A 25,674-nucleotide genomic window follows, 5' to 3' on the forward strand; every position below is an offset into this window, starting at 1 on the left:
ACCACGTGGACAAAAGTCCGGACCCGTTCCATAGTTCCTCGTCTGATTTTTAGAACAGCCGGCTCGACACGGCTGTCGAACAGAGGGGAATACAATGGAAAACCGAAAGAACAGATTTCAATCCGCACGCGAAGGGCTTTCGCGACGCAATGTGCTGGAGTTGGGCGCGCTTGGCCTGGCTGCGGCAATGCTGCCGGGCGCTGCCTTCGGCAAGGACAAGAAACTGAAGGTGGCGGCGATCTTCGCCACGCCGATCGAGGAGCCATGGGACAACCAGATCCATGTCGCCCTGCAGAAGGCCGAGAAGGAACTCGGCATCGAATACAAATGGTCGGAGAAGGTGCAGACCGCCGATTTCAGCCGCGTCATGCGCGAATACGCGCAAGGCGGCTACCAGCTGGTGCTGGGTGATGCCTTCGCCGCCGAACGTGAATCGCGCCGCACCGCCAAGCAGTTCCCGAAGACCGCCTGGCTGTTCGGCTCGGGTGCCGGGCCGGCGGAACCGAATTTCGGCGTTTTCGACAACTGGATCCATGAACCCGCCTATCTCTCAGGCATGATCGCCGGCAAGATGTCGAAGTCGGGCACGATCGGCGCCGTCGCGGCGATGGGCATTCCGGAAGTGAACCGGCTGGTCAACGCCTTCTTCGCCGGCGCCAAGGAGGTCAACCCGAACATCAAGAAGAAGGTCGCCTTCATCGGCTCGTTCTTCGATCCGCCCAAGGCCAAGGAAGCGGCGGTCGCGCAGATCGACGCCGGCGTCGACGTCATCTATGCCGAGCGCTTCGGTGTCATCGAAGCGGCGGTCGACAAGAAGATCCTTGCCATCTCCAACATGTCCGACCAGTCGAGTCTCGGCCCGGATACGGTCATCACCGGCCCGGTCTGGGACATGTATCCGACGGTCGAACAGGCGATCAAGCTGGTCAAGGCCGGCGTCTTCACCGCGCAGGATTATGGTGACTTCTCGCGCATGGCCAAGGGCGGCTCGCATCTGGCGCCTTACCACAAGTTCGACAAGACGCTGCCGGCTGATGTGAAGGAGCTGGTCGAAAAGAAGAAAGCCGAGATCCTCGAAGGCAATTTCCGCGTCGACGTGGACGAGAACACGCCGGTTTCGGATTGAGTTCTGGTTTGAGGGGCTGGCGCTAGGCGCCCCCCTCTGTCCTGCCGGACATCTCCCCCTCAAGGAGGGAGATTAGCAGTTTCGGCGACGCGCTGTTCTTTCAAGAAAATTGGCGAAAGCCGATATGACATCCAATCTCCCCCTTGAGGGGGAGATGGCCGGCAGGCCAGAGGGGGGTGCAGCGTATTCCTCTCAATCAAAGCTGAATCGCAAAGCCCGTCCGTTCAGGAGCCCCCTTGTCCGCCCCCCTCATCGAAATGCGCGGCATCACCAAGAGCTTCGGCGCCGTCAAGGCGAACGAGGCCGTTGATCTCAGCGTCGCGCCCGGCGAAATCCTCGGGTTGCTGGGCGAGAACGGCGCCGGCAAGACGACGCTGATGAACGTGCTGTTCGGCGCCTATGCGCCCGACGCCGGCGAGATTCTCATCCAGGGCAGGCCGGTGCGGATCACAAGTTCCGCCGATGCGCTAGCCGCCGGCATCGGCATGGTGCACCAGCATTTTCATCTGGCGCCAAGGCTGACGGTGCTGGAGAACCTGCTGATAGGCATTCCCGGCAAGACAGGGCGGATCGACCGCGCCGGCGGGCTGGCGCGGCTGGCCGAGATCGGCCGCCAGCATGGGCTGACGCTTGATCCCGATCTTCCGGTCTCGGCGCTGTCGGTCGGCGAGCAGCAGCGGCTCGAAATCGTCAAGGCACTGTTTCGCGGCGCCAGGCTCTTGATCCTCGACGAGCCGACGGCGGTGCTGGCGCCGAGCGAGGTCGACGGGCTGTTTTCGGCGTTGCGGTCGATGGCGGCGCAAGGGCTCGGCATCATCTTCATCTCGCACAAGCTCAACGAGGTGCGGGCACTGACGCATCGCTGCACAGTGCTGCGGCATGGGCGCGTCGCCGGCCGCGTCGACGATCCCGCCAACACGACATCGTCCGCAATGGCGCAACTGATGTGCGGCCATGAGATCGTGCCGCCGGCGCGGGGACCATCGACGCCGGGTGCCGCTGTGCTCACCCTCAATGGCATTTCCACCTCGCGTCATTCGGGTACGGCGCTGCGCGACGTGTCGCTTGCCGTGCGTGCAGGCGAAATCCTCGGCATTGCCGGCGTGTCGGGCAATGGCCAGCGCGCGCTGGCGGAGGTCATCTCCGGCGTGCGCGTACCTGACGCCGGCCGGATGACGATCGCCGGCCAGAAAGTCTCACGCTTTTCGCCGCGCGAAGTGCAGGCGCTCGGTCTTGGCCGCATCCCGGAAGACCGTATGACGACGGGGCTGGTTACCAACCTGCCGCTCGCGGATTCGATGGTGTTGCCGCGCATCGGCACCGCCGCGTTCAGCAGCAAGGGCCTGCTCAAGCCGGATGCGATCCGCGCCTTCGCGGAAGAGCAGATCAAGGCCTATGATATCAGGTGCCCTGGGCCGATGACCCGCGCGGGAGCGCTGTCCGGCGGCAATCTGCAGAAGGCCCTTCTGGCGCGCGAACTCGCTTTCGACCCGAAGGTTCTGATCGTCTCGCAACCGACGCGCGGGCTCGATATCGGCGCGGCGCGATTCATCCACGAAAAGTTCCTCGACATGCGGGCCAAGGGCTGCGGCATCATCGTCATCGGCGAGGATCTGGAAGAGCTGCTGGTGCTCTGCGATCGCATCGCGGTGATGTATGAGGGCCGCATTGTCGGCACGCTCGACAGCGCCGATGCAACGATCGCACAGCTCGGCCTGATGATGACCGGGGCGGAGGGGCACAGCTGATGTTTCGCCTGGAAGTCCGCACCTCTACGCCGGCCTGGTTCAACCTCGCTTTGCCGCTGCTGGCTATCGGCGCGACGCTTGTCCTGTGCAGCGGCCTGATCGCGCTGGCCGGCGCCGGCGTGCCCGACGCGTATGGCGTGATGTTCACGGCCTCGCTGGGCGACAGCTATGCGATCACCGAAACGATGGTGCGCGCCGCGCCGATGATCTTCACCGGACTGGCGGTGGCGGTCGCCTTCCGGGCAAAATTCTGGAACATCGGCGCCGAGGGTCAATTGCTGGCCGGCGCCGTGGCCAGCTGCTTTGTCGGCGCCATCCCGATGCCGGGACCGCTCGCTATGGTGTTGATGGCGGTCGCAGGCGCTGCGGCCGGGGCCGCGGTCGCGCTGGTGCCGGCGACCCTCAGGGTAAAATTCAAGGTCGACGATGTCGTCAGTTCGCTGCTGCTCAACTCGGTCATCTACTACGCGCTGATGGCGCTGATCGAAGGACCGTGGAAGGACTCCTTCAGCGGCTATCCGATCTCGCCGCCGATAGAGGATTCGGCCAATTTCCCTGTGCTGATCGAAGGCACAAGGCTCCATCTCGGCGTTATCGTGGCGCTGCTGGCGGCACCGCTGATCTGGTTCCTGATCGTGCGCACCACGCTCGGCTTCAGGATAAGGGTCACCGGCGAAAACCCGGAAGCGGCCAGATATGGCGGCATCCATGTCGAGCGCGTGCTGATCTCGACAGCGCTGCTGTCCGGCGCGCTGGCCGGACTGGCCGGCGTCGGCGAGGTCGGCGGCGTGCATTTCCAGGTGATGAGCGACATCTCGCCGGGCTACGGCTATTCCGGCATCGTCGTGGCCATGCTGGCGCGGCTCAACCCGCTCGGCGTCGTGCCGGCGGCGATCTTCCTTGCCGCCGTGATGACCGGCGCCGAGGCGATGTCGCGGGCGACCGGCGTGCCGGCCTTCCTCAGCGATGTCATCCAGGGCACCGCACTGCTCGCCATGCTGGTGGCGCTGCTGTTCACCGCTTATCGCATCCGCCGCGTCGGGGTTGCCCGATGAGCGCGGTGTTCGAACAGATCTTCCAGGTCGGCTTTCTGGCCGCGATCATTCGTATTGCCACGCCGCTGGCTTTTGCAACGCTGGGCGAAATGTTCTCGGAACGGGCCGGCGTGCTCAATCTCGGCATCGAAGGCATCATGCTTTTGTCGGCGATGACAGGCTTCACTGCTGCCAGCCTCAGCGGCAGCCTGTGGCTCGGCGTGCTGGCAGCGGTGCTCACCGGCATGCTGATGGGCGCGCTGCATGCGTTGTTCACGGTGGTGCTCGGCCTCAGCCAGCATGTCTGCGGCATCGGCGTGACGCTGTTCTCGTCGGGCCTTGCCTATTTCCTCTACCGGCTGATCTTCGGCCAGCAGTCTGTGCCGCCCAACATCAATGGTTTTCAGACGCTGCCGATCCCGATCCTCTCCGACATTCCGGTGCTCGGGCCGGCGGTGTTCAACCAGTTCGCGCTGGTCTACATGGCGATCCTGGCTATTCCGTTGGCCGCTTTCATACTCTACCGCACGCCATGGGGCCTGTCGGTGCGCATGGTCGGTGAAAATCCGCGTGCCGCGGATTCGGCCGGTGTCAGTGTCATCGCCACACGCTTCCAGGCGGTTGTCCTCGGCGGCGCGCTGATGGGGCTGGCCGGCGCCTTCCTGTCGATGGCGCAGTTCAACGCCTTCACCTTCGGCGTGGTGTCGGGGCGCGGCTGGGTGGCCATCGCGCTGGTCGTCTTCGGCCGCTGGGATCCATGGCGCTCGGCGGGTGCGGCACTTCTGTTCGCCTTCGTCGATGCCTTGCAGCTGCGCATGCAGGCGAGCGGGCTCGGACACATCCCCTACGAGGCGTTCCTGATGCTGCCGTTCATCTTCACCATCGTCGCCATGGCTGTGATGTCGCGCAACGCGGTGGCACCGTCGGCGCTGCTCAAGCCATTTAGACGGGAAGAGCGCTGACAGCCGGGCGGCTGTCGGCGTAGCTGTTCACATCGCGGTAAAACCGTTGTCGACGAACAGATGCGTGCCGTTGACGAAGCTCGACTCGTCGCTGGCCAGGTAAAGCGCCGCCCTCGCCACCTCTTCCGGCTCGCCGATGCGGCCCTGCTGCGCGGCCAGCGCTGCGTCCGAGACATCGACGCCGAGCCTGCCGAGGTCGGCAACCTCGCGCAGGCCGTGCGGCGTGCGGATGAAGCCCGGGCAGACGGCGTTGCAGCGGATGTTGCGGTCGCGGAACTCGACGGCGATGGCGCGGGCGAACATGTGGCAGGCGCCCTTGGTGGTGTCGTAGAGCACTTCGTTGGGAGTAGCCGCCACCGCCGAGATGGACGAGGTGCAGACGATCGAGCCGCCGCCCGCCGCAATCATGCCGGGCAAAACGGCGCGCGTCATCAGGAACATCGAGCGCACATTGACGGCATGCAGCCAATCCCATTCCTGCACCGTGGTCTCCAGGAAGGGCTTTATCACGATGGTGCCGGCGTGGTTGAACAGCACGGTGACGGGCCCGAGTTTTTCGATAGCACCCTTCACGGCGGCTTCGACCTGTGCCTCGTCGGAGACGTCGGCGACAAAATGCTCGGCGACATGGCCGCGTGCCCTGATTGTCGCTGCGGTTGCGGCGGCCGCCTCGCCGTTGCGGTCGATGATCGCCACCTTGGCGCCTTCAGCGGCGAACAGCTCCGAGGCTGCTCCACCCATTCCCGTCGCGCCGCCCGAAATGATGGCGACCTTGCCGGCCAGTCTTGTGCCCATTTTTTCTGCCCCTATGTGACGATTTCGCTTTGCTGGTTGGGCGATGCTACCGCGCCGGCGACGGGCGGCCAATCCACGAATTGAATGCCGCGAGGGCAAGGCCATAGGTCCATTCGGACGCAGACCCGAAAACGGACGCGCCATACGGATCGGCCGCCCGAGTGCCCCTGTAAGCAAGTGGCTACCAACTTCCCATCACCTAAGAGAAAATTATTCTAGATTTGACCGAAAAATAGCAATCGACAAAGTCTACAAGTTTTATAGATTAACCGACGAGACGGAGGTCGATATGTCCTATATCCAGAACGCCCAGACGGATCGCAGTGGTCAGCGGGCGGCCAATGCCCAGACCTTCCGCCCGGCCTATGCCGGGGCTTTCGCCTATCTCGTCTTTGCCCTTGCGTTCGTGTTCACCGGGGCCGTTGTTCTGGGTCTTATTCCCTGAGTCGTCAGATCGACCGGGGTTAGCTGCCCCACCACTTACAGGCAATTGGAGTTGAATGAACCGAATCCTCGGCGTGCTTTCGCGCGCCCGACACCACGGAGGACATGGCAATGCCGATCGAGTTCACGCATATTCCCGGCAAGACCGCCGATGCCGCGGTTCCCTTTTTCTACGACTTTGCCGAGACCGCGACCAAGCTCGGGCTGATCGAGGACGGCGGCTTCCGCAAGATCGTCGTCGACGATTCGGCCGGACTGCTGACCAACATGGATCTTGCGGCCCAGGTGCTCGATCGCACCTCGTCGCTGGAAGTCGTGCTCACCCATTGGGCGGGCGTGGTCGAACCGACCGTGGCGGCCCGCCAACTGGCGTCGATCGACAGGCAAAGCGGCGGACGCCTGGCGCTGAGAATGATCAGCGAGCCGCTGAGCGATGCCGACGCCGAAACACGGCCGGTCGGGCACACCGTCATCTGGCAGCGAATAGACGAATATCTGGTGCTGCTGAAGCGGCTGTGGTCGAACGACCGGCCCTTCGACCACGAAGGAACGTTCTACAGCATCAAGGGCGGCTACGTGCCGCGCAAGGGACCGCACGGCGCCGACCTGGTCATCCGCATGGGCGGGCAGTCCGGAACGGCGCTCAAGGTGGCCGGCCGACATGCCGATGTCTTTGAACTGGCGCCGGGCTCGATCGACGAGATCCGGCAATTGATGGAGCGGGTGCGCCGCTCCGCCGCCGAACATGGCCGGGCCGGCAAGCTGCGCTTCGCGCTTCCGGTCGGGATTCACCAAGGTGCTTCCGCCTCCGGTCACAAGGCGGTCGATGTTGCCGGGCCGCCAGCCCAGGCCGCCCTGTCGCTGCTTGCCTATGCAGCCCTCGGGATCGATGAATTCATGATTGTCGGTGTCGACACGCCACGCGAGATCGCAACGCTCGGCCGGGAAACGATCGCCCTGCTGCGCAATTCGCTGGCGCGTCGCGAACACGAGGCATTCCAGCCTGGGGCATATGCGTCTCGTGCAGGATTGGAGACGCGCGCAACGGGCTGAAGTCCTTCAGCCTTTTGTTGCCTCCGGCCTGTCGCCAAGCCGCGACAGGCCTTCAATGACAGCGCCCGAATCCGCCAGCGCGCCGAAGACGCCATCTTCGACCGTCACCATATGAAGCGCGGCCTCGTGGGCTTGTTTGTCGCCGCTGGCGCAGGCGTCGGAAATCGTCAGGCATTGAAAGTTGCGGTCGCAGGCTTCGCGCAGCGTGGTGTGGACGCAGACATCCGTCGTGCATCCGGAAAACATGAGATGCGTGATGCCTTGCGCGCGGAGCACAAGCTCGAAATCCGTATAAATGAAGGCGCTGTTGCAGGTCTTGTCGACGATGATGTCGTGCGGTGCCACGTCGATCTCCGGAACGATCTGGAACCCCGTGCCCGAGCGCAGCAGGATATCGGTGCCGTCGAGACCGGAGCGCTTGCGGCGCCATTTTTCGTAAGGCGTCATATCGGCCATGTCGGCCCTATAGCCCTGCCTGGTATGGATGACCCTGACGCCGGCCTTGCGCGCGGCCGCGATCAGCCGGCTCACCGTCGGCAGGATCGCTCTCAGAGGCGACGGATCATAGCCCTGCCTGGCGAAGTAGCCCGTCGTCGACAGGAAATCCTGCTGCAGGTCGATGACGATCAGCGCGGTGTTTTCGGCCACCAGCCTGCCGTCAAAGGGAAAGTCGAAGGGCGTTGCCTTGATCATCCGGGGGCTCCCTGCTTGGCCGCTACCATAGTGGATCAACGCGATGACACCAGATGCTGGGCGTCGTGCAGGCGTCGATAGATGCCGCCGGCACGGATCAGTTCGCTGTGCGACCCCTGCTCGACGACGCCCGACTCCGAGACGACGACGATGCGGTCGGCGCCGCGGATCGTGGCCAGCCGGTGTGCGATGACCAGCGTGGTTCGGCCTTCGGCAAGTTCGGCCAGCGATTTCTGGATTTCGCGCTCGGTCTCGGTGTCGAGCGCCGACGTCGCCTCGTCGAGGATCAGGATCGGCGGGTTCTTCAAGAACATACGAGCAATCGCCAGCCGCTGCTTCTGGCCGCCGGACAGTTTTACGCCGCGCTCGCCGATGATCGTGTCGTAACCGGCCGGCAGGCCTGATATCATGCCGTCGAGCTGCGCCCGCCGCGCGGCATCGGCGATGGCGTCGTCGGAGGCGCCGAGACGGCCATAGGCAATGTTTTCGCGGATCGAGCCGCCGAACAGGAAGACATCCTGCTGGACGATGCCGATCTGGCCGCGCAGCGAAGCGAGCGTCATGTCCCTGATATCGATGCCGTCGATGCTGATCCGCCCGGCGCTGACTTCGTAGAACCGCGGCAGCAGCGAGCATATGGTGGTCTTGCCGGCACCTGACGGCCCGACGAAGGCGATGGTTTCGCCGGCGCGGATGGTGAGATCGATATCCTTCAGCACCGGCTTGCCGTCGCCGTAGCCGAAGCTCACACGGCGATATTCGATGGAGCCCTTGAGGCCGCTGGCGGTAACGGCACCGGGCCGGTCGGCGATGTCGGGTTCGGTGTCGAGCAACTCTGTGTAGCGGCGGAAGCCGGCAATGCCTTTTGGATAGGTCTCGATCACCGAATTGATCTTCTCGATCGGCCGCACGAAGACGCCGACCAAAAGCAGGAAGCCGACGAAGCCGCCATTGCTCAGGCCTCCCGTGATGACGAGGTAGCTGCCGGCAATCATGACCACGAGCTGGATCAGCCTTATGCCCATGTAGTTCAGCGAATTGCTGGCCGACATGATGCGGTAGGCGTCGAGCTTGGTCTGGCGGTAGCGCTGGTTGTCATGCGCGAACAGCGTGCGCTCATGCTCCTCGTTGGCGAAGGCCTGGACGACGCGCATGCCGCCGACATTCTCCTCGATGCGGACGTTGAAATCGCCGACACGCCGGTAGAGCGCCTGCCAGTTGCGCTCCATGCGGTCGCCGTAGCGCATCGTCACCCAGGCGATCAGAGGCACGATCACCGCCGTGATCAGCGCCAGATGCATGTTGACCGTGAACATCAGCACGAAGGCGCCGGCGAACGTCATGATGGCGATGAACAGGTCCTCGGGGCCATGATGCGCGATCTCGCCGATCTCCTCGAGATCCTTGGTGACGCGACCGACGAGATGGCCGGTCTTGTGGTTGTCGTAGAAGCGGAACGACAGTTTCTGCAGATGATCGAAGCTCTTGCGCCGCATCTCGGTCTCGATGTTGATGCCAAGCATGTGGCCCCAATAGGTGACGACCGCCATCAGCACCGTGTTGAGTAGATAGATTACCAGCAGCCCTGCCGAGGCGATGATGATCAGCGTCCAGTCCTGCCGTGGCAGGAGCTGGTCGACGAAGGTGCGGACCGCCATGGGAAAGCCGAGTTCGAGCAGGCCGGCCAGCACCGCGCAGGAGAAGTCGAGCGCGAACAGCCCCTTCCAGGGCGCGTAATAGGACAGGAAACGTCTGATCATCGAGGTGAACCGCAAGCTGTCTTGATGGACGCGGCGAGGGCACCGGCCGCCATCGATGGGCGCTGCTTACAATCGGCAAGGCAGGGCCGGCAATATGCCAGGGCCGACTTCATTGCCTGCCTTTCCACATCAGCGCCATGAAATAGGGGCCGCCGACGAAGGCGGCGATGAGCCCGGCCGGCACTTGCCAGGGAAAGATCAGCGTCCGGCCTGCCCAGTCGGCGGCAACGAGGATCAGCCCGCCTGCCATGGCCGAGGCCAGAAGCTGCGGCACGGCACGGCGGAAGCCGAGCATGCGCGCGAGATGCGGCGCCATCAGGCCGACGAAGCTCAGCGGGCCGATGACCAATGTCGCGGTTGCGGTGGCCAGCGCGGTAAGTGCCAGCAGAATGGCGCGAACCCGTCCAAGCCGCAGGCCAAGGCCACGCGCGGCAGTTTCGCCGAGCGGCACTATATCGAGCCAGCGCGCCGTCAGCGGCGCCAGCGCGAGGACGGCGACCGCGACCGCAGCGGCAGTGAAGGCATCATTGGGCGTTGCGCGATAGGTCGATCCCGATAGCCAGGCGAGCAGGAAGCCCGTGCGCGGATCGCCGCTGGCCAGAAGCAGCGCGGCGAAGGCCGACGCGACCGTCGCCACGGCGACGCCGGCAAGCAGCAGCCGCGCCGGCGACAGTGCATTGCGCCGCCCGACCAGCACGACGATCGTCAGCGCCAGCAAGGCGCCCGCGAGTGCGGCGCCGAGCATTGCCGCGCGGTCGAAGCCGTCGCTGAGCAACAGCAGCGCCAGCACGCCGAAAGAGGCGCCGCCGGAAATGCCGAGCACTTCGGGTGCTGCCATCGGGTTGCCGGTCATGCGCTGCATCAGCGTGCCGGCGACCGCGAGCAGGACGCCCGCCGACAGGGCGACGACGACGCGAGGCGCGCGCAGGGCAAGCAGCTCGGTCAAATCCTCGGATGCGATCCAGTGCCAACCGCCTGCGCCACGGCCAAAGCCCATTGCGACGACAACCGCGAGGATGAGCGCCAGCAGGCCGGCGATCAACGGCAGGCCGTTTGTCGGCAGGCGTACGGACGACATCATATCGGCCTGCCTTTCGGGGGTGGTTCGCATTCGCGGCAACAGGAACAGCAGCAGCGGCGCGCCGAGCAAAGCGGTCGCGGTGCCGGCGGGGATTTCGCCGGCGAACGGCAGATGCTGCACCAGACGGTCGGTGAACCAGAGCAGGGCGCCGCCGACCAGCGGCGACCAGACCAGGCGGCGGCCAAGCGTGCGCGCTCCGGCCAGCCGCGCCAGCGCCGGGGCAGCGAGCGCCACGAACCCGATGACGCCGACCTCGGCGACGACCAACGCGCCAAGCGAGACGGCGACAGCCATGCCGGCAAGGCGGATGACGGCCGGGCGGGTGCCGAGCGATGCCGCGCCGTCGTCGCTGAGATCGAGCAGGCGTAGCGGTCGCCAGAGCAGGAACGCGGCGCAGATGCCGGCCAGCAGCCACGGCGCCAGAGCAACGACGGCCGCATCGCCATTCTGCACCAGCGAGCCGCTCTGCCAGATGAACAGCTCCTCGGTGTATTCGCGGTTGAGCGCCATCAGCAGCGCGCCGGCCGAACCGAAAGTGAGGCTGACGACGAGGCCGGCGATGATGATCGACACTGGCGAAAAGCTGCGCCCGCGCGCCAGTGCGAAAACGGCTGATGTGGCGAGAGCGCCGCCAGCCAGCGCCACCCCTTCACGGCCGCCTTCCAGCAGCCATGGTGCGTAGAGGGTGGCGGCCGCCAAAGCGAGGCTTGCTCCGGCATTGGTGCCGATCGTGGTCGGCTCGGCCAGCGGGTTGCGCAGCACATGCTGCATGACGACACCGGCGAGACCGAGCGCCGCGCCGGCCAGCACGCTGACGGCGACACGTGGCAGGAAAGCATAGCGATACAGCAACTGCACTGGATCGGATGTGTCGGGGGCGGTGAGCGCCTGCCACCACAGGTGCGTCGGCAGAACATGGATGAGATCGAAGACGGTCAGCATCAGCGCTAGGCCCGCGGGCACGGCAACCAGCAGGATGAGCGCGCCGAGGCCGTCGCGCTGTCGCGGCAGGGACATTGCCTGAGCGATCATGCCGCTGCCATGAATTCGGCGAAACGCCCGGCGGCAGTGAGACCGCCGAACGGCCAGACTGGCGGAATGGTCCGCACTTGGCCGTTCCGGATGCAGGGCAGGTTGGCCCAGAGCGAGTTGCGGGCGATCCTGATCCTGACGTGCGGCGGGATCGGATCGAGCGAGATCAGTTGCGCCTCGCCGACGGCGACCAGTTCCTCGATGCCGACCGTCGAAAAACCCCATTCATTGGTGGCGCCGGTCCAGGCGTTGACGAGGCCGAGTCGGTCGAGGACGTCCTGCAGCAGGCTGCCGGCGCCGTAGACGCGGACATGGCGATCGTCGAACATGCTGACGACGCAGACCGGTTTTTGCACCGCCCGCTCCAGCCTGGCACGCGCTTGGGCGATCGAGGCTTCGATGCGCCCGACAAGGTTTTCTGCTTCCGTCCCACGGCCAAGCATGTTGCCAAGCTGCAGCGTCACCTGCTGCGCCTGCGCGTAAGGTGGAGCCTTGCCGCTGTAGAACGGCACATTGAAGGTCGGCGCCAATCTGGTGAAGCTGTTCTCGTCCAAGCCATAGCCATAGGCGCCGACGATCAGGTCGGGCCGCAATTCCCGAAGCAGTTCGAGATTGGGCTCGCTGCGCGACCCCAGGTCGATGGTGGCCTGCGGCAGCGCCGGGCCCTGGACCCAGTCGCCATAACCCCTGGTGTCGCCGACGGCGAGCGGCGACACGCCGAGCGAGACCACCATTTCGGCCGATGTCCATTCCAGGCAGACGACGCGGGCAGGTGCCGCGCGTGCCGTGCCGCCCGGCAAAGCGAGACCGGTCGCGGCGAGGCCGGCAAGATACTGGCGCCGTGTCAGCGCCGCCATTTTGGGCCGGCCCGCCACATTGCTTCTACCATGTGTATTTCACCGAACCGTTGATCCTGCGGCCCTCGCCGTAGAAGCAGCCGAAGCCCGAGGAGAAGCAGGAGGCGACGTAGCGTTTGTCGAACAGATTGCTGGCATTGAGGCTGAGCGTGGCGTTCTGCCAGGCGTAATGCACCGCCGCGTCGGCGAGCACGACCGACGGAACCTTGAAGCTGTTGGCGTCGTCGCCATAGGTCGAGCCGACATAGCGGACACCGGCGCCCAGGCCGAGACCTTCGAGCTTGCCGCTCATGAAGGTGTAATTGGCCCAAAGCGATGCGGAATGGGCCGGCACGCCGAAGGGCGTGTTGCCCTCGTTGCTGACCCAGACGCCGTTGACGTCTTCGACAGCGGTCGCCCTGGTGATCTTCGTGTCGAGGTAGGTGTAGGCCGCTCTCAGATCGAGGCCCGCATCCAGGCTCGCCACGGCTTCCAGTTCCACGCCGCGCGAACGGATCTCACCGGTCTGGAACAGATCGTTGGGTGAGCCCTCATTACCGGAACGCACGACATTCTGTCGGGTCAGGTCGAAAACCGATGCCGTAATGAAGGAATTCCAGCCAGTCGGCTGGTATTTCAGCCCGATCTCGTACTGCCTGCCGGTCTCGGGCACGAACAGATTGCCGTCGCTGTCGGCGCCGGCCACCGGCTGGAACGATTCGGAATAGCTGACATAGGGTGCCAGGCCGTTGTCTGCGAGATAGACCAGGCCGGCGCGGCTGGTGAAGGCGTTGTCCTTCTGCTCGGGAATGTGGCCGCCGGCCAGATTGTCGTAGACCTTGGCATCCGACCAATCCTGGCGGCCGCCAAGGGTCAGCCGCCAGTTGCCGAACTTGACCTGGTCCTGGGCATAGAGACCGACCTGCTGCTGGGTGGTGTCGGTATCGGTGTAGGGCGCCAGATCGGTGATCGGGTACCCGTAAACCGGATCGAAGATGTTGAAACCGTCCTCGACGGTCCCTTCCGAGGCATAGTCGCGGTAAGTGTAGCGTTTGTAGTCGAGGCCGACGAGCAGCGTGTGGGCAAGCGGCCCGGTGCCGAAATCGGCTTGTGCCTGGTTGTCGATGGTGACGCCGCTGAGTTTGGTGCCGCCGGCATCTGCATAACGGTAGTAGTCGCCGCTTGAAGGTTCCAGGCCGTTCGAGTCCGTCAGTCCGCCACCAAAGACGCCCTCCTCGGTGTGGGTGAGGTGGACGTAGCGGGCATGCTGTCGCACCTGCCAGGTTTCGTTGAAACGGTGATCGAATTCGTAGCCGATCGAGGCCTGGTCGTTGTTGTAGGAGTCGAAGCCGGGTTCGCCGACGAACATGCTGTTCGGCAGGTACTTGCCGTCCTTGCCCGGTACGACCGTGCCGTAGGCAGGCAGGTACTGCATCGCCCATCCCGAGCGATCGCGCTGATAGTTGGCGAGGATGGTCAGGCTGGTGTCGGCATCGGGCTGCCAGGTGATCGCCGGCGCGATGAAGATGCGATCGTCCTTGACGAAATCGGTCTGCGTGTCGCCCATATGAGCGGCACCGGTGAGGCGAAACAGCAGCGACTTGTCGGCGTTCACGGCACCGCTGAAATCGAACTTGCCGTCATAGCGATTGAAGCTGCCGCCACCGAGTTCGATCTCGCGCAGGTTTTCCTCGGTCGGCCGCTTGCTGACATAGTTGATGATGCCGCCGGGGCTAGCCTGGCCGTAGAGCACCGACGCTGGTCCGCGCAGCACCTCGTAGCGTTCCGCCCCGTAGGAATCGAGCGCGGTGAACAGGGTGAAATTGCTCTCCTTGAGCTGCAGCCCGTCCCTGTAGAAGACGCCGCTGGCGTTCGAAATGCCGCGCAATTGCAGACCGAGGCCGCGATTGTCGGTGCCGTAGAGATCGCCGGTGGCGCCGGGCGTGTAGCGCAGAACGCCGCCGAGGTTGTCGATCGCCTGTGCTTCCATCTGGTCCTTGGTGATCACCGATATCGACTGTGGCGTCTCGATCAGCGGCGTGTCGGTCTTGGTGCCGGTGGAGCCCTTGGTGGCCACGTAGCCCTTGACCGGCCCGAAGGCGCTTTCGACACGTTCCTGGACGTTGATCGGGTCCAGGGTGGTGGTGACCGTCTCCTGGGCCAGGGCATGGCCGCAGCCAAGCAGGGCCGGCACCGACACCGCTGCGATCAGCAGGCGCTTTCGCGCCATCCGGTCCTGCCAAATCAGTCCACGTCCCGAGATCATCCTGCGCCCCCTTTTCCAAATTTCATGTCGATATTGCCGGTCGCGACGATTTGTTGATCGTTGCAGTCATCTTCAATGTTGACTAGTAAGGTCATGTTTCATAGTCAACCGGGCATGAGCCGTCGAAAGCCGGAATCTGGAAATGCGGGCGGCCGCACTGGAGAAAAGCCATGAGCATGGCTGGAATTGATGCCCAGACTGCCTTCCATATCGACGCGGTGCGCTTTGCCGTCGGCGAGCGGACGCTGCTCGGTCCGGTTTCGCTCGAACTGCAGCGCTCGCGGGTCTACGGGCTGATCGGCCACAATGGTTCGGGCAAGTCGACGCTGATCAAGCTCATGGCGCGCCAGCAGCCGGCAAGCTCTGGCGCCATCACTTTCGCCAGACGTCCGTTGCCGCAATGGGGCGCCCGCGAATTTGCCCGCGCGCTTGCCTATCTGCCGCAGACGACGCCGGCGGCGACCGGCCTGACCGTGCGCGAACTGGCGACGCTCGGGCGCTATCCCTGGCATGGCGCGCTTGGCCGTTTCCGCGCGCAGGACAGGCAGCATGTCGAGGAGGCGCTGGCCCTGACCGACATGGAAGGTTTTGCCGACCGGCTGGTGGACGAATTGTCGGGCGGCGAGCGCCAGCGCGCCTGGCTCGCCATGCTGGTGGCGCAGAACGCCGGCGTCATGCTGCTCGACGAGCCGATCTCGGCACTCGACATCGCCCATCAGGTCGAGGTGCTCGGGCTGGTCAAGGAACTCAGCCGCAAACGCGACCTATGTGTCGTCGTCGTGCTGCACGATCCCAACATGGCGGCGCGCTACTGCGACGAACTGATCGCGCTCAAGGACGGCAAGCTGCTGACGCGCGGCACACCCGGCGAGATCATGCGCAGCGATGTGCTGAAAGGCATTTTCGGCGTGGAGATGGGCGTGTTCGCGCACCCCGTCACCGGCCAGCCTGTCGGCTATGTGCAGTGACGAGATCTGGTGCGGCGGCGGGAAATAGAAGGCGGCTGGCCGCTGTGAGAACAAGGAAGAAGCTGTTGTCGAGAACTGGTTTGTTGGCGGCGTTGGTCGCATCCGTCATCCTGTCGGCCGGCAGCGCGATGGCCCAGGAGCAACCGGCCGGTGCCGCGCCGGCGATTGATGCCCCCACCCCGGCTGCTCCCACGGCCCCAGCGCCGATTGCGCCGGCGCCCGCCGCACCGGCAGTCGCTCCGCCGGCCACGATGGCGCCTTCGCAGCCAGGCACCCAGCCGAACACAGCCGCGCCAGCCGAGGCCGGACCTTCGACGGCGATGGAATTGACCTTGCCGCATGACCTGTCGCCATGGGGCATGTTCATGGCGGCCGATATCGTCGTCAAGGCGGTGATGATCGGGCTGGCCTTTGCCTCCCTCGTCACCTGGACGATATGGCTGGCCAAGTCGCTGGAGCTTTTCGGCGGCAAGCTGCGCATCCGTCGCGCCGTGCGGGCGATCGGCGAGGCCGCCACGCTGAAGCAGGCCGGCAGTACCCTCGACCGCAGCGGCGGCCCGGGCGCGCTGCTGGTGCGGGCGGCCGAGGAGGAGACCGCACTCTCAGCCGGCGCCCTCGATCATGTCTCAGGCGATGGCCTCAAGGAACGGGTTACGTCGCGCCTGTCGCGCATCGAGGCGGCGGCGGCGCGGCGCATGTCACGCGGCACCGGCGTGCTGGCGACGATCGGCTCGACCGCGCCCTTCGTCGGCCTGTTCGGCACGGTCTGGGGCATCATGAACGCCTTCATCGGCATCTCGCAGGCGCAGACCACCAATCTCGCCGTGGTCGCGCCGGGCATCGCCGAAGCGCTGCTGGCCACCGCGATGGGCCTGGTCGCGGCCATACCGGCCGTCGTCATCTACAACGTCTTCGCCCGCTCGATAGCCGGCTATCGGCAGATCCTCGCCGATGCCTCGGCAGGGGTCGAACGACTGGTCAGCCGCGACCTCGACTTCCGCACCGTCGCGCCGGCCGCGCCACTGGCGGCGGAGTAGCGCCATGGGAAGCAGAATCCGACAGACCATGGATGACGATCTCGAGGAAAGCCACGAGATCAACGTCACCCCGTTCATCGATGTCATCCTGGTGTTGTTGATCATCTTCATGGTCGCGGCACCGCTGGCCACGGTGGATGTCAATGTCGACCTGCCGGGTTCGACCGCAACGCCCGCGCCGAGGCCCGAGACACCGCTGTTCCTGACGCTGAAGGACGATCTGACGCTGGCGATCGGCAATGACGGCGTGCCACGCCCGGCTTTCGCCGCGACGCTGGACGCCAAGACCAAGGGTGACAAGCAGACGCGCATCTTCCTGCGCGCCGACAAGGCGGTCGCCTATGGCGACCTGATGGAGGCGATGAACCTGTTGCGCGGCGCCGGCTATCTGAAGATCGCGCTGGTCGGCCTGGAGACGGCTCCCGCGTCCAATGCCCCCGCGCCCACAGCCACCGGTGCGGCGGCGCCATGACGCAAGCGGTCGCCGTGCCCTCGGTCCAGATGTCGCGCTTCGGCTGGCGCGACCTTGGCTTGTGGGCCGGTGCTGCCGCGCTGGTCCTCGGAGCCCATGTCGCGGTCGCCTATGCAGTGCAGAATCTCACCATGGTCACCGAAGCGGACGGCGGCCCGCCACCGGCCCAGGTGATCGAGATGGCGCCGATGGTGGTGATGCCGGCCGTACAAGAACAGGTCGCCGCGCTGGACGCGGTGACGCCAGATCAGACCGAACCGACACCGACGACCGAGCCGACACCTGAAGAACCGGTCGAAAAGGCGGAGCCGGTTGTCGAGCCGCCGGAAGCGGTCGCGCCCGACGAGGCCGAACCCAACCGGACCGAAACGGCTGAACAGGCCGATCAGCCGCCGCCGGATGAGGTCATCCCGGATGTTGTCGAGGCTGTCACGCCAGACGTCGTCATTCCCTTGCCGCAGCCGAAACCGGTCGAAATTGTCAAAGACAAGAAACCGGTCGAGGCCAAGGCGAAAAAACCTGTCGAGAAGCCCAAGCCGCGGCTTAAGAAGGAGAAGGCGGCTCCGCCGAAGACGGCAACCGTCGCCAGCGCCGACGCACGGCCCGCGGCCAGGACCGCCGCGCCGAAGGCAGCGGAATCGACGTCGCGCTCCGGCGACTCCAGCAAATGGGACTCCCGTCTGGGTGCCTGGATCAAGCGGCACACGCGCTATCCCAGTTCTGCCAAGGCCCGAGGCGTGGAAGGCAGGCCGTATGTCGCCTTCACGGTCGACTCGTCCGGCCGGGTCCTGTCTGCCAGGCTCTCTCGTTCCTCCGGGGATGCGGATCTGGACCGTGCGGCGCTCGCCGTGCTGCAAGGCGCCACGGTGCCGGCACCGCCGCCGGAACTCGGTTCGCGTCTGAGCCGTACAGCGCCGTTCGTGTTCAGCCTGCGCAACTAGGACCGAATTTGGTCGAAGCGGCCTGTCAGTAGGCCAGCGACAGGCTCAGGGCCTCGACCTGTTCGAGATAGAAACGGCATTTCGTGCGCAACAGCCCGAGGCTCGGGTCATCGGCGCCGTTGATTTCGATGGTCTGCATCATGAAGTCGAAATGGGCGTGGAAGGCGTCCACTGTACCCCAGAGACTGTCGGCCTGGCAGCTGTCGGCAATCGCCATCGAGACGAGTTGGCGGGCCTCGATCCGCGCGGCGTCAGGCGATGGCGGCCGCCTGACGATCAAGACGTCGAGCCGGCTGAAAATGCTTTCCCTGGCATCGACGCTTCTGATGTTGGCTATCATGTTCATGTGCAGGTCCCCCTTGGCATTCCAGACGCGCAATAGGTTCCGGTCTGAAATTGAAAAACTGGTGAGCAGAGCATTTTCAGCGGCGCCAATAAGCGCGTGGCGTTTTGGCGGGCGACATGCATCAAGCTAGCGCGACCGGATGCCGGTCCTGCGGGCAGGATGCAATCAGGGCCGGGATTGCGGTTGCATCGGAGGGGTGGCCCCTGATGATGTTGGCGACCTCGGCATCTGCCTGCTCGAACCAGTAGACCATGTCGGCGCGGCGCAGGTCCGTCGCGGCTTTCTTCAGCAGCGGCAGCAGGCTTTGCAATGCGCACAGCGTCTCCCAGCGGTTTGGCCGCGAGGTCGAGCCGGCCACCGCGCATGCTGACGATTGCATCTCGTTAGGCTCTCCGTGGCTGGGCGGCGCGATTGTCTTTTGCCTGCGCCTTGGGGTGCAGCGGGTTGCCGCTGAGCTGCGCGTGCCTGGCTGGCCGTGCGCCGCGAAGAACGTCGAAGGCCTCTGCATAGGCCATGCCCAGCAGATAGGAGATCATCGGAAAACGGCTTGCTTCGGCCATTTGCACGAGCTCATTGGTCATCGACGAAATATATTGAAGACTATCGATTTCCGACTGGCGTAAGGATTGATTTGGCACGTGCTGCTCCTGTCTCTGGTTATACCCTGGGAACGCGTTACTGGCCGAATACACATTGTTGGTCGACTAATTGATGGATTGGCCCGCGGTGGAGGGATCTCTTTCCGGGGTCGAGAGGGTCAAGGCATAGATCGGTGCGTCGGTGAGGCTGTCGAGACCAAGCAGCCGCTTGATCGCGGAATGACTGAGCGCGGCTGTCGGGCACGCCGACAGGCCATGATTGGTCGCCGCCAGCATGATGTTCTGGCCGATATGGCCGGCCTCGATCAGCACGACACGATAGGCGTTGGCGTCCTCATATTTCCACATCGTGCGGTCGAGCCTGGCGCAAAGCAGGATCAGGCACGGCATGGCGTCAGCCCACTCCTGTCCGCCGACCAGTTCGGAGATCTTCGGCAGATGGTTCGCGGAAATCCTGCCAAGGTCGTGGTCGGCGGCGGAATAGTGATAGACACCGGGTTCGAGGCCATCGACGCCGAGCGCGACCACATAGGCCTCATAGGGATTTCGCGCGCCGCCGGAAGGGGTCATGCCAAGCGGCAGGGTGCCGACGCAATTGGCGGTCTCACCGATGATGCCGAGCCCGGCGAACAGGCAATCGGAAAGCTGTTTGGCCGTGATGGTGGGCTGAGCCGCCGTGCGGTTGGTGCGGCGCCGCGCCATCAAGCCAAGAAGTTCGTTGTCTTCCAGTGCATTCGGCAGCTGGATGGCGCCGGCGGAATTCTTGAGCAGGAGGTCCGGCTGCGGCGTATGGCCGGCGCGTTCTATCTGCCGCTCTTCCGCTTGCTCGATGGTCATGTATTCGCTGTCCTGGACGCAGAAATGCATCAGCGCCGTCGGAAGCCCCCAACTCCATTGTCCCGAAAACTGTTCCTCCTGCTCGGCGAGAGGCGATCCGGCGGTGACCAGGGCGGAAAAATCGAGCAACTGGGGAACGACAGCTTTTAGCTCGGACTTCGACCAGCCATGGGCGCGGGCAATGTCCGCCGTCGATGCCCATTTGTCCCACGATGCGAGAAGGCCGACCATATCAGGGCTGCATTCAAATACGCTTCTGGTCAGGAAGTTGCATGCCGTGACCTTGTTCGGTCCAGGGTAGAAAACAAGCGTTTTCGAAGAGCGCATTTTCATGAAGCTGGATGCCATCTGCGGAGCCGAGGCGCCGACAAGCGAACCGCTCGTCGGCGCAGAACGGCTTCAGCGCTTGTTGTAGTGCATGCCCTGCGAAAAGAAGACGGTCTGCGTGCCGGCGGCAATCGTCAGCTTCGGAGTATTGGTCACTTTCTTGGCCATTTTTATCCCTTTCCTGACCCCAATCTGGGATCCGTTGAAGGACCCCCGGAACGGGATCCGCGCGAAGAAAGGTAAGGTCGGAAGAGTTAATGGTTTGTTAAAATTATAGTAAAACCACGAGTCGAAGGCGGATGCGTGGATTATCTTTCTTGGTACCAAAGTGTAAAATATCGATTTTATTCAGATACAGAGTAGACAATCGTTGGCGTACGCTTTATCGGCGTACGCTTATTCTTAATTGGCGTAAGACACGGCGATCCGAGGGATTAGCCCAACCCGTCCCGGGTGAGGCTGACAACCAGTTGGTCGACGCCCGGATCGTCGAGACTGATGACATGCGCCATGCTGATGGCATCCCTTGCGTGGATGTTGGCAATGTCGCGCCGCATGATGACGGACACGAATGCCGGGCCGGCCTCCGTCAGAAGCATGGCCTTGCCCATCAGCACCGGTTCGGAGATGGGAGCCCATTGCACGGAGATCAGCGACGGCTCTCCGGTCTGGCGGCGATTGATGCCGCTGAAATAAATCCAGTTCAGCCGCGAGATCGCCACGCCATAGTGATTGCCGCGCGCTCGTGCCCAGGTCGATCCCCGGCGCTCCGACCACCCGGTGACCCGTCGAAAGGTGACCAGTTCGGCTTCCCGCCGCACGAAGGTCACCGAGCGCACCAGGAGGTCGAGGCGGCCCGGGATCGAGAAATAGGTGAAATAGGTGCCGCCCGCGATCGAAGGGCTGGGAGGGCGGATCATCTGGTTGAACAGGCTCTCGGACACCGGCGGCAGGCCGCGCATCACTGGCTCGGGTGTGCCGGGATCCTGGTACAGTTCCGCCTCGTCGATGCGAAAGTAGTCGCATATCAGCTTGGCTGTGGCCTTGTTGGGAACGGTCTGCCCTTGCAGGTAGCGTTCGAACTGGGTGCGATTGATGTGCAGCTCACGGCATACCGCGCTTACGGAGGCATGGTCCTTGCACAGCCGTCTAAGGTTTGCAGCGAGATTCTCGCGAATTGACACGTCTTTGCTTCCGCAGGCGGATTTTTCATTTCGACTCGAAATCCATATAGCGTCTCCGGTCGCCCCCGCCGAAACGCCTTGGCCACAACGCACAGAAAAAACTGATTTGGTAACGTCAATTTAGTGGGGCGGTTTGCAAAAAAAACGGAAACAATCGACGAGCGCTTCCGCCATAAGTCCAATTGACAAAAGTCTTGCCGGAGATTGCGAAAACAGGCGGCGCGGCGCGCGGCCTTTTAGGCGCGCCGGCACGGCAAATGCCAGCCGTGGAGGCCAGCCCGGACGAGCGTCGCGGACTGCATATGGCGCGGAGAGCGAGGAATTAATCCGCTGGTGGAGCTGAGGAGGATCGAACTCCTGACCTCGTCATTGCGAACGACGCGCTCTCCCAGCTGAGCTACAGCCCCGTCCAGCGGATGGGCGCATTTATCGGGCGCCGCGGTTTCCTGTCAAGGCGGAGGTTTGCCGAAATCCAGTGGCCTGGCAGCCGTACCGGCGCACCGTGGCAGGCGGCCCTTGCCGGTTTCGCGTGCAATGGCTACATGTCGGCAACAATTGGAGACCGGCATGCTCGCCCTCATTCAGACAATCGTCATGGCGCTCGACCTCTACTGGTGGATCATCATCGCATCGGCGATCTTTTCCTGGCTTTACGCCTTCAACGTCGTCAACTCGCGCAATCAGTTCGTCGGTTCCATCGGCAACATGCTCTATCGGCTGACCGAACCGGCGTTGCGGCCGATCCGCCGTTTCATGCCGGACCTTGGCGGCATCGACATCTCGCCGATCATCCTGCTTCTGATCCTGTTCTTCCTGCGGCAGTTCATATTGACCAGTGTGGCGCCTCTGGTCCTGTGAGGCCGATGATCGTATGAGCGCGCCGTTTCGCCTGCGCGATGATGGCGTCGAGCTGTTTGTCCGGCTGACGCCGAAGGCTGCGCTGGACAGGCTCGAAGGCATCGAGACCACGGCGGACGAGCGAAGCCATCTGAAAGCGCGCGTCCGCGCCGTGCCGGAAAACGGCGCCGCCAATCATGCGCTCGAAAAGCTGATTGCCAAGGCGATTGGCGTGCCGGGGTCCGCCGTCTCGGTTGTCGCCGGCGGCACGGCGCGGCTGAAGACCGTGCGCATTGAAGGCGATCCGGAGACGTTGGCGAAAAGCATCGAGGCGCTCGGCCATCAGGCCTGATGTCCTTGCCGGAGGGTCAATCCCCCAGCGGCAAACGCGGATCGTCAACTTTCAACGTGTTGACGCTCTGCTTGATGCGGCGCAGATTTTCTAGAACCCTTGGTCCGCGCGTCTCGGCGACCGAGGTGACGATCATGTCGACGATCGACAGCAGCGCATAGCGCGACGATGTCGGCTTGTAGATATTGCCGTCTTCCAGCGACTGGAAATGGATGACCGTGTCGGCGACCTTGGCGAGCGCGGAGTCCGGCGGGGTGATGGCGATCGTCGTGGCGCCATATTGCTGGGCGACCTGCACCGCATCGATGACCGATCGTGCATAGCCGGAGACGGAGAAGGCGATCAGCGTGGTGTCGGGGGTGGCGACGGCGGCGTACATGCGTTGCAACTGTCCGTCGATTTGCGCCAGCACCGACACGCCAAGCCTGAACAGCCGGTTCTGCATTTCGGTCGCCATCATCGACGAAATGCCACCGGAGCCGATGCACAGCACATTGCCGGAAACCGCGATGCGTGCGGCGACGGCGACCAGCGTCGTCATGTCGAGGTTTTCGCTGGCGCGCTGGATGGCCGATATCGCCGCTTCGGTGATGGCGGAAGCGATGCGCTGTTCGCGGGCATCGCGGCTCAACGGCTCCGGCGACAGATACTGGCCGCCGATGGCGATGGCTTGCGCCAGATAGAATTTGAAGTCGCGCAGGCCCTCGCAGCCGAGGTTGCGGCAGAACCGCGTCACCGTCGGCTCGCTGACACCGACGCGCGCGGCAATTTCCGAAATCGCCGCCTTGGAAACGAAGTCGAGGTCTGCCAGCACGAAGCCGGCCAGCTTGCGATCCGACTTCGTTCCGTCCTGCGACATCAGCTGCAGGCGCGTGATGATGTCGGCCGGCGTCTTCATGCTGATATTTTCATAGAGGCAGGCCCGTCGCCTTGTCGAACAGATGGATGTTGCCGGGATCGACCGAGACCGGCAGCAGGTCTCCCGGCCTGACCGGCACCCTGTCACGGAACACGGCGCGTACCGTATCAGCACCGATAGCGCCATAGACATGTGTTTCGGAGCCGGTGGGCTCAACGACATCCACCCTGATCGCCATCGCGTCGACAGCCTCGCCGATGACAAAATGCTCGGGCCGGATGCCGGCCTCCACCGCGCTGTCCGCCGGCACCTGTTTGCCGGCAAGCGCCAGCCGCCCGCCGCCGGCCGATTCGAACCAGGTTTTCTCAAGCGTCGTCTTGAGCGAACCCGAGACGAAACTCATCGACGGCGAGCCGAGGAAGGAGGCGACGAACTTGTTGGCCGGCCTGTCATAGAGCTCCAGCGGCGCCCCGACCTGCTGGATCCTGCCGCGATCCATCACGACGATGCGGTCGGCCATGGTCATGGCCTCGATCTGGTCGTGGGTGACGTAGACGATCGTCGACTTCAGCCGCTGGTGCAGCGCCTTGATCTCGACTCGCATCTGCACGCGCAATTGTGCGTCGAGATTGGACAGCGGTTCGTCGAACAGGAACACAGACGGTTCGCGCACGATGGCGCGGCCCATGGCGACGCGCTGGCGCTGGCCGCCCGACAGCTGGCGGGGATAGCGGTCGAGATAGGAGAAGAGATTGAGGACCCCGGACGCCTTCTTGACCTTCTCATCGATTACCGTGCGCGTCTCGCCGCGTATCTTCGGGCCGAAACCGATATTGTCTGATGCCTTCAGATGCGGAAACAGCGCATAGGACTGGAACACCATGGCGATGTTGCGCTGCTGCGGCGGCAGCGCGTTGGCGCGCACGCCGCCGATCAACAGATCGCCGGAAGTGATCGTCTCCAGGCCGGCGAGCATGCGCAGCAAGGTCGACTTGCCGCAGCCGGACGGCCCGACCAGGACGACGAACTCGCCGCTCTTGATATCGAGGCTGATGTTCTCGAGGATCTTGTGCTGCCCGAAGGATTTCGACAGGTCGCGGAACTCGACGTCGGTCATGCTCACGCTCCCAATATGTCGTCGATGAAGGGCAGGCAACCGGCGGTCAGTCCCGCGTCCACGGGCATCACCACGCCTGTTACTCCCGATGCGCGATCGGACGCAAGGAAAGCGACGGCTTCCGCCACTTCCGCAGCGTTGACGATGCGACCGAGCGGATAGAGCCGCTGCAATTTGCCGAGGATTTCGGGATCCTTGGCAAGGCGGTGGTCCCAGGCGGCGGTGCGGATCGATCCGGGGCAGACGACATTGGCGCGCAGGCCGCTGCGGCCGAGCTCGACGGCGATCGCCTTGGCATAGGCGTTGATGCCGGCCTTGGCCGCGGCATAGGCGGGATTGCCGAAATGCGCGATGGCGTTGACCGAGGAGATGAAGACGACGCTGCCAGAGCCACGGCTGGCCATCGCCTTGACCAGCGGATCGGCGAAATTCATCACGCCGGTCAGGTTGAGGTCGAGTTCCTGCTCAATCCTGTCGGGGTTGAGCGCGGGGAGCGTCTCGGCGCGCGTCCAGCCGGCATTGTTGATGAGAATGTCGGGCACACCGTCCCGGTCGAGGATGGCGGCGATCGCCGTGGCTATCGACGCCTTGTCGAGAAGATCGAAGACGTGGCGGGCGGCAAAATGCGGGCTCTTCAACGCCTCGCTCGACTGGTCGCAGCCTACGACCCTGGCGCCCCTTTGCGCCATCAGCGCCACGATGGCCGTGCCGAGGCCGCCGCCCGCACCCGTCACAACGACAGTCTTGCCCTCGAATTCGGCCCTGCCTTCGAGTTCCGTTTGCGAAACCACCGTGCGTCATCCTCCGGGATCTTCGACAGGTCGGATCAGGCCTAGTCCACAAAATGTAATTAAGCAACAGAATAATCTGCTTGCAAGCCTTCAAATCCTCGATAATGTAGGAAAGTCACATAAATCTTCTGCTTGGGTAACGAAGAGGCGCGCAGGCGCAAAAATCAAAATGGGAGA

At 64.0% G+C, this 25,674-nt stretch carries 26 protein-coding genes and 1 tRNA gene; 12 read left to right on the plus strand and 15 right to left on the minus strand.

Annotated elements, in window-relative coordinates:
• Positions 1 to 94 precede the first annotated feature (94 nt).
• The 4 genes from MESCI_RS05455 to MESCI_RS05470 all read left to right on the plus strand — a co-directional run bounded on the left by MESCI_RS05455 (position 95) and on the right by MESCI_RS05470 (position 4,870).
• Positions 95 to 1,126 (plus strand): BMP family protein, encoded by a 1,032-nt coding sequence (locus tag MESCI_RS05455; RefSeq protein ID WP_013528955.1) that lies wholly within the window; start codon positions 95 to 97, stop codon positions 1,124 to 1,126.
• 236 nt (positions 1,127 to 1,362) lie between these two features.
• Complete coding sequence (locus MESCI_RS05460; protein WP_013528956.1) at positions 1,363 to 2,874, plus strand: ABC transporter ATP-binding protein; 1,512 nt, start codon at positions 1,363 to 1,365, stop codon at positions 2,872 to 2,874.
• On the plus strand, positions 2,874 to 3,929 hold the full coding sequence (locus tag MESCI_RS05465) for an ABC transporter permease (protein ID WP_013528957.1): 1,056 nt from the start codon (positions 2,874 to 2,876) through the stop codon (positions 3,927 to 3,929). The genes MESCI_RS05460 and MESCI_RS05465 overlap by 1 nt, the downstream gene beginning before the upstream one ends.
• On the plus strand, positions 3,926 to 4,870 hold the full coding sequence (locus MESCI_RS05470) for an ABC transporter permease (protein ID WP_013528958.1): 945 nt from the start codon (positions 3,926 to 3,928) through the stop codon (positions 4,868 to 4,870). The genes MESCI_RS05465 and MESCI_RS05470 overlap by 4 nt, the downstream gene beginning before the upstream one ends.
• Before the next feature lie 27 nt (positions 4,871 to 4,897).
• Here the strand turns inward: MESCI_RS05470 and MESCI_RS05475 are convergent, their stop codons facing one another.
• The gene (locus MESCI_RS05475) at positions 4,898 to 5,665 is read right to left on the minus strand and encodes an SDR family NAD(P)-dependent oxidoreductase (protein WP_013528959.1); all 768 of its coding nucleotides are present in this window, start codon (positions 5,663 to 5,665) and stop codon (positions 4,898 to 4,900) included.
• Positions 5,666 to 5,954: 289 nt separating this feature from the next.
• Here MESCI_RS05475 and MESCI_RS32225 point away from each other — a divergent pair, with 289 nt between their 5' ends.
• Both MESCI_RS32225 and MESCI_RS05480 read left to right on the plus strand, forming a co-directional pair.
• On the plus strand, positions 5,955 to 6,110 hold the full coding sequence (locus MESCI_RS32225) for a hypothetical protein (protein ID WP_013528960.1): 156 nt from the start codon (positions 5,955 to 5,957) through the stop codon (positions 6,108 to 6,110).
• 110 nt (positions 6,111 to 6,220) lie between these two features.
• A complete protein-coding gene (locus tag MESCI_RS05480; protein WP_013528961.1) occupies positions 6,221 to 7,162 on the plus strand; it encodes an LLM class flavin-dependent oxidoreductase in 942 nt (313 codons plus the stop codon).
• A gap of 6 nt (positions 7,163 to 7,168) precedes the next feature.
• On the opposite strand, the gene MESCI_RS05485 is transcribed toward MESCI_RS05480, so the two are convergent.
• The 5 genes from MESCI_RS05485 to MESCI_RS05505 all read right to left on the minus strand — a co-directional run bounded on the left by MESCI_RS05485 (position 7,169) and on the right by MESCI_RS05505 (position 14,794).
• The gene (locus MESCI_RS05485) at positions 7,169 to 7,855 is read right to left on the minus strand and encodes a cysteine hydrolase family protein (RefSeq protein ID WP_013528962.1); all 687 of its coding nucleotides are present in this window, start codon (positions 7,853 to 7,855) and stop codon (positions 7,169 to 7,171) included.
• A gap of 35 nt (positions 7,856 to 7,890) precedes the next feature.
• Positions 7,891 to 9,615 carry an ABC transporter ATP-binding protein gene (locus tag MESCI_RS05490; RefSeq protein WP_013528963.1) on the minus strand — a complete coding sequence of 575 codons (1,725 nt, stop codon included), beginning with the start codon at positions 9,613 to 9,615 and terminating at the stop codon, positions 7,891 to 7,893.
• Positions 9,616 to 9,724: 109 nt separating this feature from the next.
• Positions 9,725 to 11,728, minus strand: coding sequence for a Fe(3+)-hydroxamate ABC transporter permease FhuB (fhuB, locus tag MESCI_RS05495; RefSeq protein WP_013528964.1), 2,004 nt, complete (start codon positions 11,726 to 11,728; stop codon positions 9,725 to 9,727).
• On the minus strand, positions 11,725 to 12,585 hold the full coding sequence (locus MESCI_RS05500) for an ABC transporter substrate-binding protein (protein ID WP_013528965.1): 861 nt from the start codon (positions 12,583 to 12,585) through the stop codon (positions 11,725 to 11,727). Before MESCI_RS05500 ends, fhuB begins: the two co-directional genes overlap by 4 nt.
• A 25-nt stretch (positions 12,586 to 12,610) precedes the next feature.
• The gene (locus MESCI_RS05505; RefSeq protein WP_245268593.1) at positions 12,611 to 14,794 is read right to left on the minus strand and encodes a TonB-dependent siderophore receptor; all 2,184 of its coding nucleotides are present in this window, start codon (positions 14,792 to 14,794) and stop codon (positions 12,611 to 12,613) included.
• A 212-nt stretch (positions 14,795 to 15,006) separates the two neighbouring features.
• Here MESCI_RS05505 and MESCI_RS05510 point away from each other — a divergent pair, with 212 nt between their 5' ends.
• From MESCI_RS05510 to MESCI_RS05525, 4 genes are all read left to right on the plus strand, one after another.
• Entirely contained in the window at positions 15,007 to 15,798 is a 792-nt protein-coding gene (locus MESCI_RS05510) for an ATP-binding cassette domain-containing protein (protein ID WP_164920005.1), read from the plus strand.
• Between the two features lie 65 nt (positions 15,799 to 15,863).
• Positions 15,864 to 16,835, plus strand: coding sequence for a tonB-system energizer ExbB (gene exbB, locus MESCI_RS05515; protein WP_013528968.1), 972 nt, complete (start codon positions 15,864 to 15,866; stop codon positions 16,833 to 16,835).
• A 4-nt stretch (positions 16,836 to 16,839) separates the two neighbouring features.
• Positions 16,840 to 17,307 (plus strand): TonB system transport protein ExbD, encoded by a 468-nt coding sequence (gene exbD / locus MESCI_RS05520; RefSeq protein WP_013528969.1) that lies wholly within the window; start codon positions 16,840 to 16,842, stop codon positions 17,305 to 17,307.
• Positions 17,304 to 18,248, plus strand: a complete 945-nt coding sequence (locus MESCI_RS05525) for an energy transducer TonB family protein (RefSeq protein ID WP_013528970.1) — start codon at positions 17,304 to 17,306, stop codon at positions 18,246 to 18,248. Before exbD ends, MESCI_RS05525 begins: the two co-directional genes overlap by 4 nt.
• A 25-nt stretch (positions 18,249 to 18,273) precedes the next feature.
• Here MESCI_RS05525 and MESCI_RS05530 read toward each other — a convergent pair whose 3' ends face one another.
• The 6 genes from MESCI_RS05530 to MESCI_RS05555 form a co-directional block, all read right to left on the minus strand.
• Positions 18,274 to 18,594 carry a hypothetical protein gene (locus MESCI_RS05530; RefSeq protein WP_063173312.1) on the minus strand — a complete coding sequence of 107 codons (321 nt, stop codon included), beginning with the start codon at positions 18,592 to 18,594 and terminating at the stop codon, positions 18,274 to 18,276.
• Between the two features lie 121 nt (positions 18,595 to 18,715).
• Positions 18,716 to 18,973 carry a LuxR family transcriptional regulator gene (locus MESCI_RS05535; RefSeq protein WP_013528972.1) on the minus strand — a complete coding sequence of 86 codons (258 nt, stop codon included), beginning with the start codon at positions 18,971 to 18,973 and terminating at the stop codon, positions 18,716 to 18,718.
• 4 nt (positions 18,974 to 18,977) lie between these two features.
• On the minus strand, positions 18,978 to 19,232 hold the full coding sequence (locus tag MESCI_RS05540) for a hypothetical protein (RefSeq protein WP_013528973.1): 255 nt from the start codon (positions 19,230 to 19,232) through the stop codon (positions 18,978 to 18,980).
• 66 nt (positions 19,233 to 19,298) lie between these two features.
• Complete coding sequence (locus MESCI_RS05545) at positions 19,299 to 20,261, minus strand: SagB/ThcOx family dehydrogenase (protein WP_244506872.1); 963 nt, start codon at positions 20,259 to 20,261, stop codon at positions 19,299 to 19,301.
• A 530-nt stretch (positions 20,262 to 20,791) separates the two neighbouring features.
• Entirely contained in the window at positions 20,792 to 21,541 is a 750-nt protein-coding gene (locus MESCI_RS05550) for a helix-turn-helix domain-containing protein (RefSeq protein ID WP_013528976.1), read from the minus strand.
• A 331-nt stretch (positions 21,542 to 21,872) separates the two neighbouring features.
• Positions 21,873 to 21,948, minus strand: a tRNA-Ala gene (locus MESCI_RS05555).
• A gap of 160 nt (positions 21,949 to 22,108) precedes the next feature.
• Between MESCI_RS05555 and MESCI_RS05560 the strand changes: the two genes are divergently transcribed.
• Entirely contained in the window at positions 22,109 to 22,399 is a 291-nt protein-coding gene (locus MESCI_RS05560; RefSeq protein ID WP_013528977.1) for a YggT family protein, read from the plus strand.
• 13 nt (positions 22,400 to 22,412) lie between these two features.
• A complete protein-coding gene (locus tag MESCI_RS05565) occupies positions 22,413 to 22,730 on the plus strand; it encodes a DUF167 domain-containing protein (protein ID WP_013528978.1) in 318 nt (105 codons plus the stop codon).
• Positions 22,731 to 22,746: 16 nt separating this feature from the next.
• Here MESCI_RS05565 and MESCI_RS05570 read toward each other — a convergent pair whose 3' ends face one another.
• The 3 genes from MESCI_RS05570 to MESCI_RS05580 are packed head-to-tail and all read right to left on the minus strand — an operon-like array spanning position 22,747 to position 25,497.
• On the minus strand, positions 22,747 to 23,628 hold the full coding sequence (locus tag MESCI_RS05570; RefSeq protein ID WP_013528979.1) for a MurR/RpiR family transcriptional regulator: 882 nt from the start codon (positions 23,626 to 23,628) through the stop codon (positions 22,747 to 22,749).
• Positions 23,629 to 23,638: 10 nt separating this feature from the next.
• Entirely contained in the window at positions 23,639 to 24,706 is a 1,068-nt protein-coding gene (locus MESCI_RS05575; protein ID WP_013528980.1) for an ABC transporter ATP-binding protein, read from the minus strand.
• 2 nt (positions 24,707 to 24,708) lie between these two features.
• Positions 24,709 to 25,497 (minus strand): SDR family oxidoreductase, encoded by a 789-nt coding sequence (locus MESCI_RS05580; protein ID WP_013528981.1) that lies wholly within the window; start codon positions 25,495 to 25,497, stop codon positions 24,709 to 24,711.
• Between the last annotated feature and the right edge of the window lie 177 nt (positions 25,498 to 25,674).

Source organism: Mesorhizobium ciceri biovar biserrulae WSM1271, assembly GCF_000185905.1.
Lineage (GTDB): Bacteria > Pseudomonadota > Alphaproteobacteria > Rhizobiales > Rhizobiaceae > Mesorhizobium > Mesorhizobium ciceri.

Bases quoted from the DNA above. Each gene is read 5' to 3' on its own strand.
- MESCI_RS05455 (WP_013528955.1), top strand. From the start codon at position 95: ATGGAAAACCGAAAGAACAGATTTCAATCCGCACGCGAAGGGCTTTCG.
- MESCI_RS05465 (WP_013528957.1), top strand. From the start codon at position 2,874: ATGTTTCGCCTGGAAGTCCGCACCTCTACGCCGGCCTGGTTCAACCTC.
- MESCI_RS05470 (WP_013528958.1), top strand. From the start codon at position 3,926: ATGAGCGCGGTGTTCGAACAGATCTTCCAGGTCGGCTTTCTGGCCGCG.
- MESCI_RS05475 (WP_013528959.1), bottom strand. From the start codon at position 5,665: ATGGGCACAAGACTGGCCGGCAAGGTCGCCATCATTTCGGGCGGCGCG.
- MESCI_RS32225 (WP_013528960.1), top strand. From the start codon at position 5,955: ATGTCCTATATCCAGAACGCCCAGACGGATCGCAGTGGTCAGCGGGCG.
- MESCI_RS05480 (WP_013528961.1), top strand. From the start codon at position 6,221: ATGCCGATCGAGTTCACGCATATTCCCGGCAAGACCGCCGATGCCGCG.
- MESCI_RS05485 (WP_013528962.1), bottom strand. From the start codon at position 7,855: ATGATCAAGGCAACGCCCTTCGACTTTCCCTTTGACGGCAGGCTGGTG.
- MESCI_RS05490 (WP_013528963.1), bottom strand. From the start codon at position 9,615: ATGATCAGACGTTTCCTGTCCTATTACGCGCCCTGGAAGGGGCTGTTC.
- fhuB (WP_013528964.1), bottom strand. From the start codon at position 11,728: ATGATCGCTCAGGCAATGTCCCTGCCGCGACAGCGCGACGGCCTCGGC.
- MESCI_RS05500 (WP_013528965.1), bottom strand. From the start codon at position 12,585: ATGGCGGCGCTGACACGGCGCCAGTATCTTGCCGGCCTCGCCGCGACC.
- MESCI_RS05505 (WP_245268593.1), bottom strand. From the start codon at position 14,794: ATGGCGCGAAAGCGCCTGCTGATCGCAGCGGTGTCGGTGCCGGCCCTG.
- MESCI_RS05510 (WP_164920005.1), top strand. From the start codon at position 15,007: ATGGCTGGAATTGATGCCCAGACTGCCTTCCATATCGACGCGGTGCGC.
- exbD (WP_013528969.1), top strand. From the start codon at position 16,840: ATGGGAAGCAGAATCCGACAGACCATGGATGACGATCTCGAGGAAAGC.
- MESCI_RS05525 (WP_013528970.1), top strand. From the start codon at position 17,304: ATGACGCAAGCGGTCGCCGTGCCCTCGGTCCAGATGTCGCGCTTCGGC.
- MESCI_RS05530 (WP_063173312.1), bottom strand. From the start codon at position 18,594: ATGAACATGATAGCCAACATCAGAAGCGTCGATGCCAGGGAAAGCATT.
- MESCI_RS05535 (WP_013528972.1), bottom strand. From the start codon at position 18,973: ATGCAATCGTCAGCATGCGCGGTGGCCGGCTCGACCTCGCGGCCAAAC.
- MESCI_RS05545 (WP_244506872.1), bottom strand. From the start codon at position 20,261: ATGGTCGGCCTTCTCGCATCGTGGGACAAATGGGCATCGACGGCGGAC.
- MESCI_RS05560 (WP_013528977.1), top strand. From the start codon at position 22,109: ATGCTCGCCCTCATTCAGACAATCGTCATGGCGCTCGACCTCTACTGG.
- MESCI_RS05565 (WP_013528978.1), top strand. From the start codon at position 22,413: ATGAGCGCGCCGTTTCGCCTGCGCGATGATGGCGTCGAGCTGTTTGTC.
- MESCI_RS05570 (WP_013528979.1), bottom strand. From the start codon at position 23,628: ATGAAGACGCCGGCCGACATCATCACGCGCCTGCAGCTGATGTCGCAG.
- MESCI_RS05575 (WP_013528980.1), bottom strand. From the start codon at position 24,706: ATGACCGACGTCGAGTTCCGCGACCTGTCGAAATCCTTCGGGCAGCAC.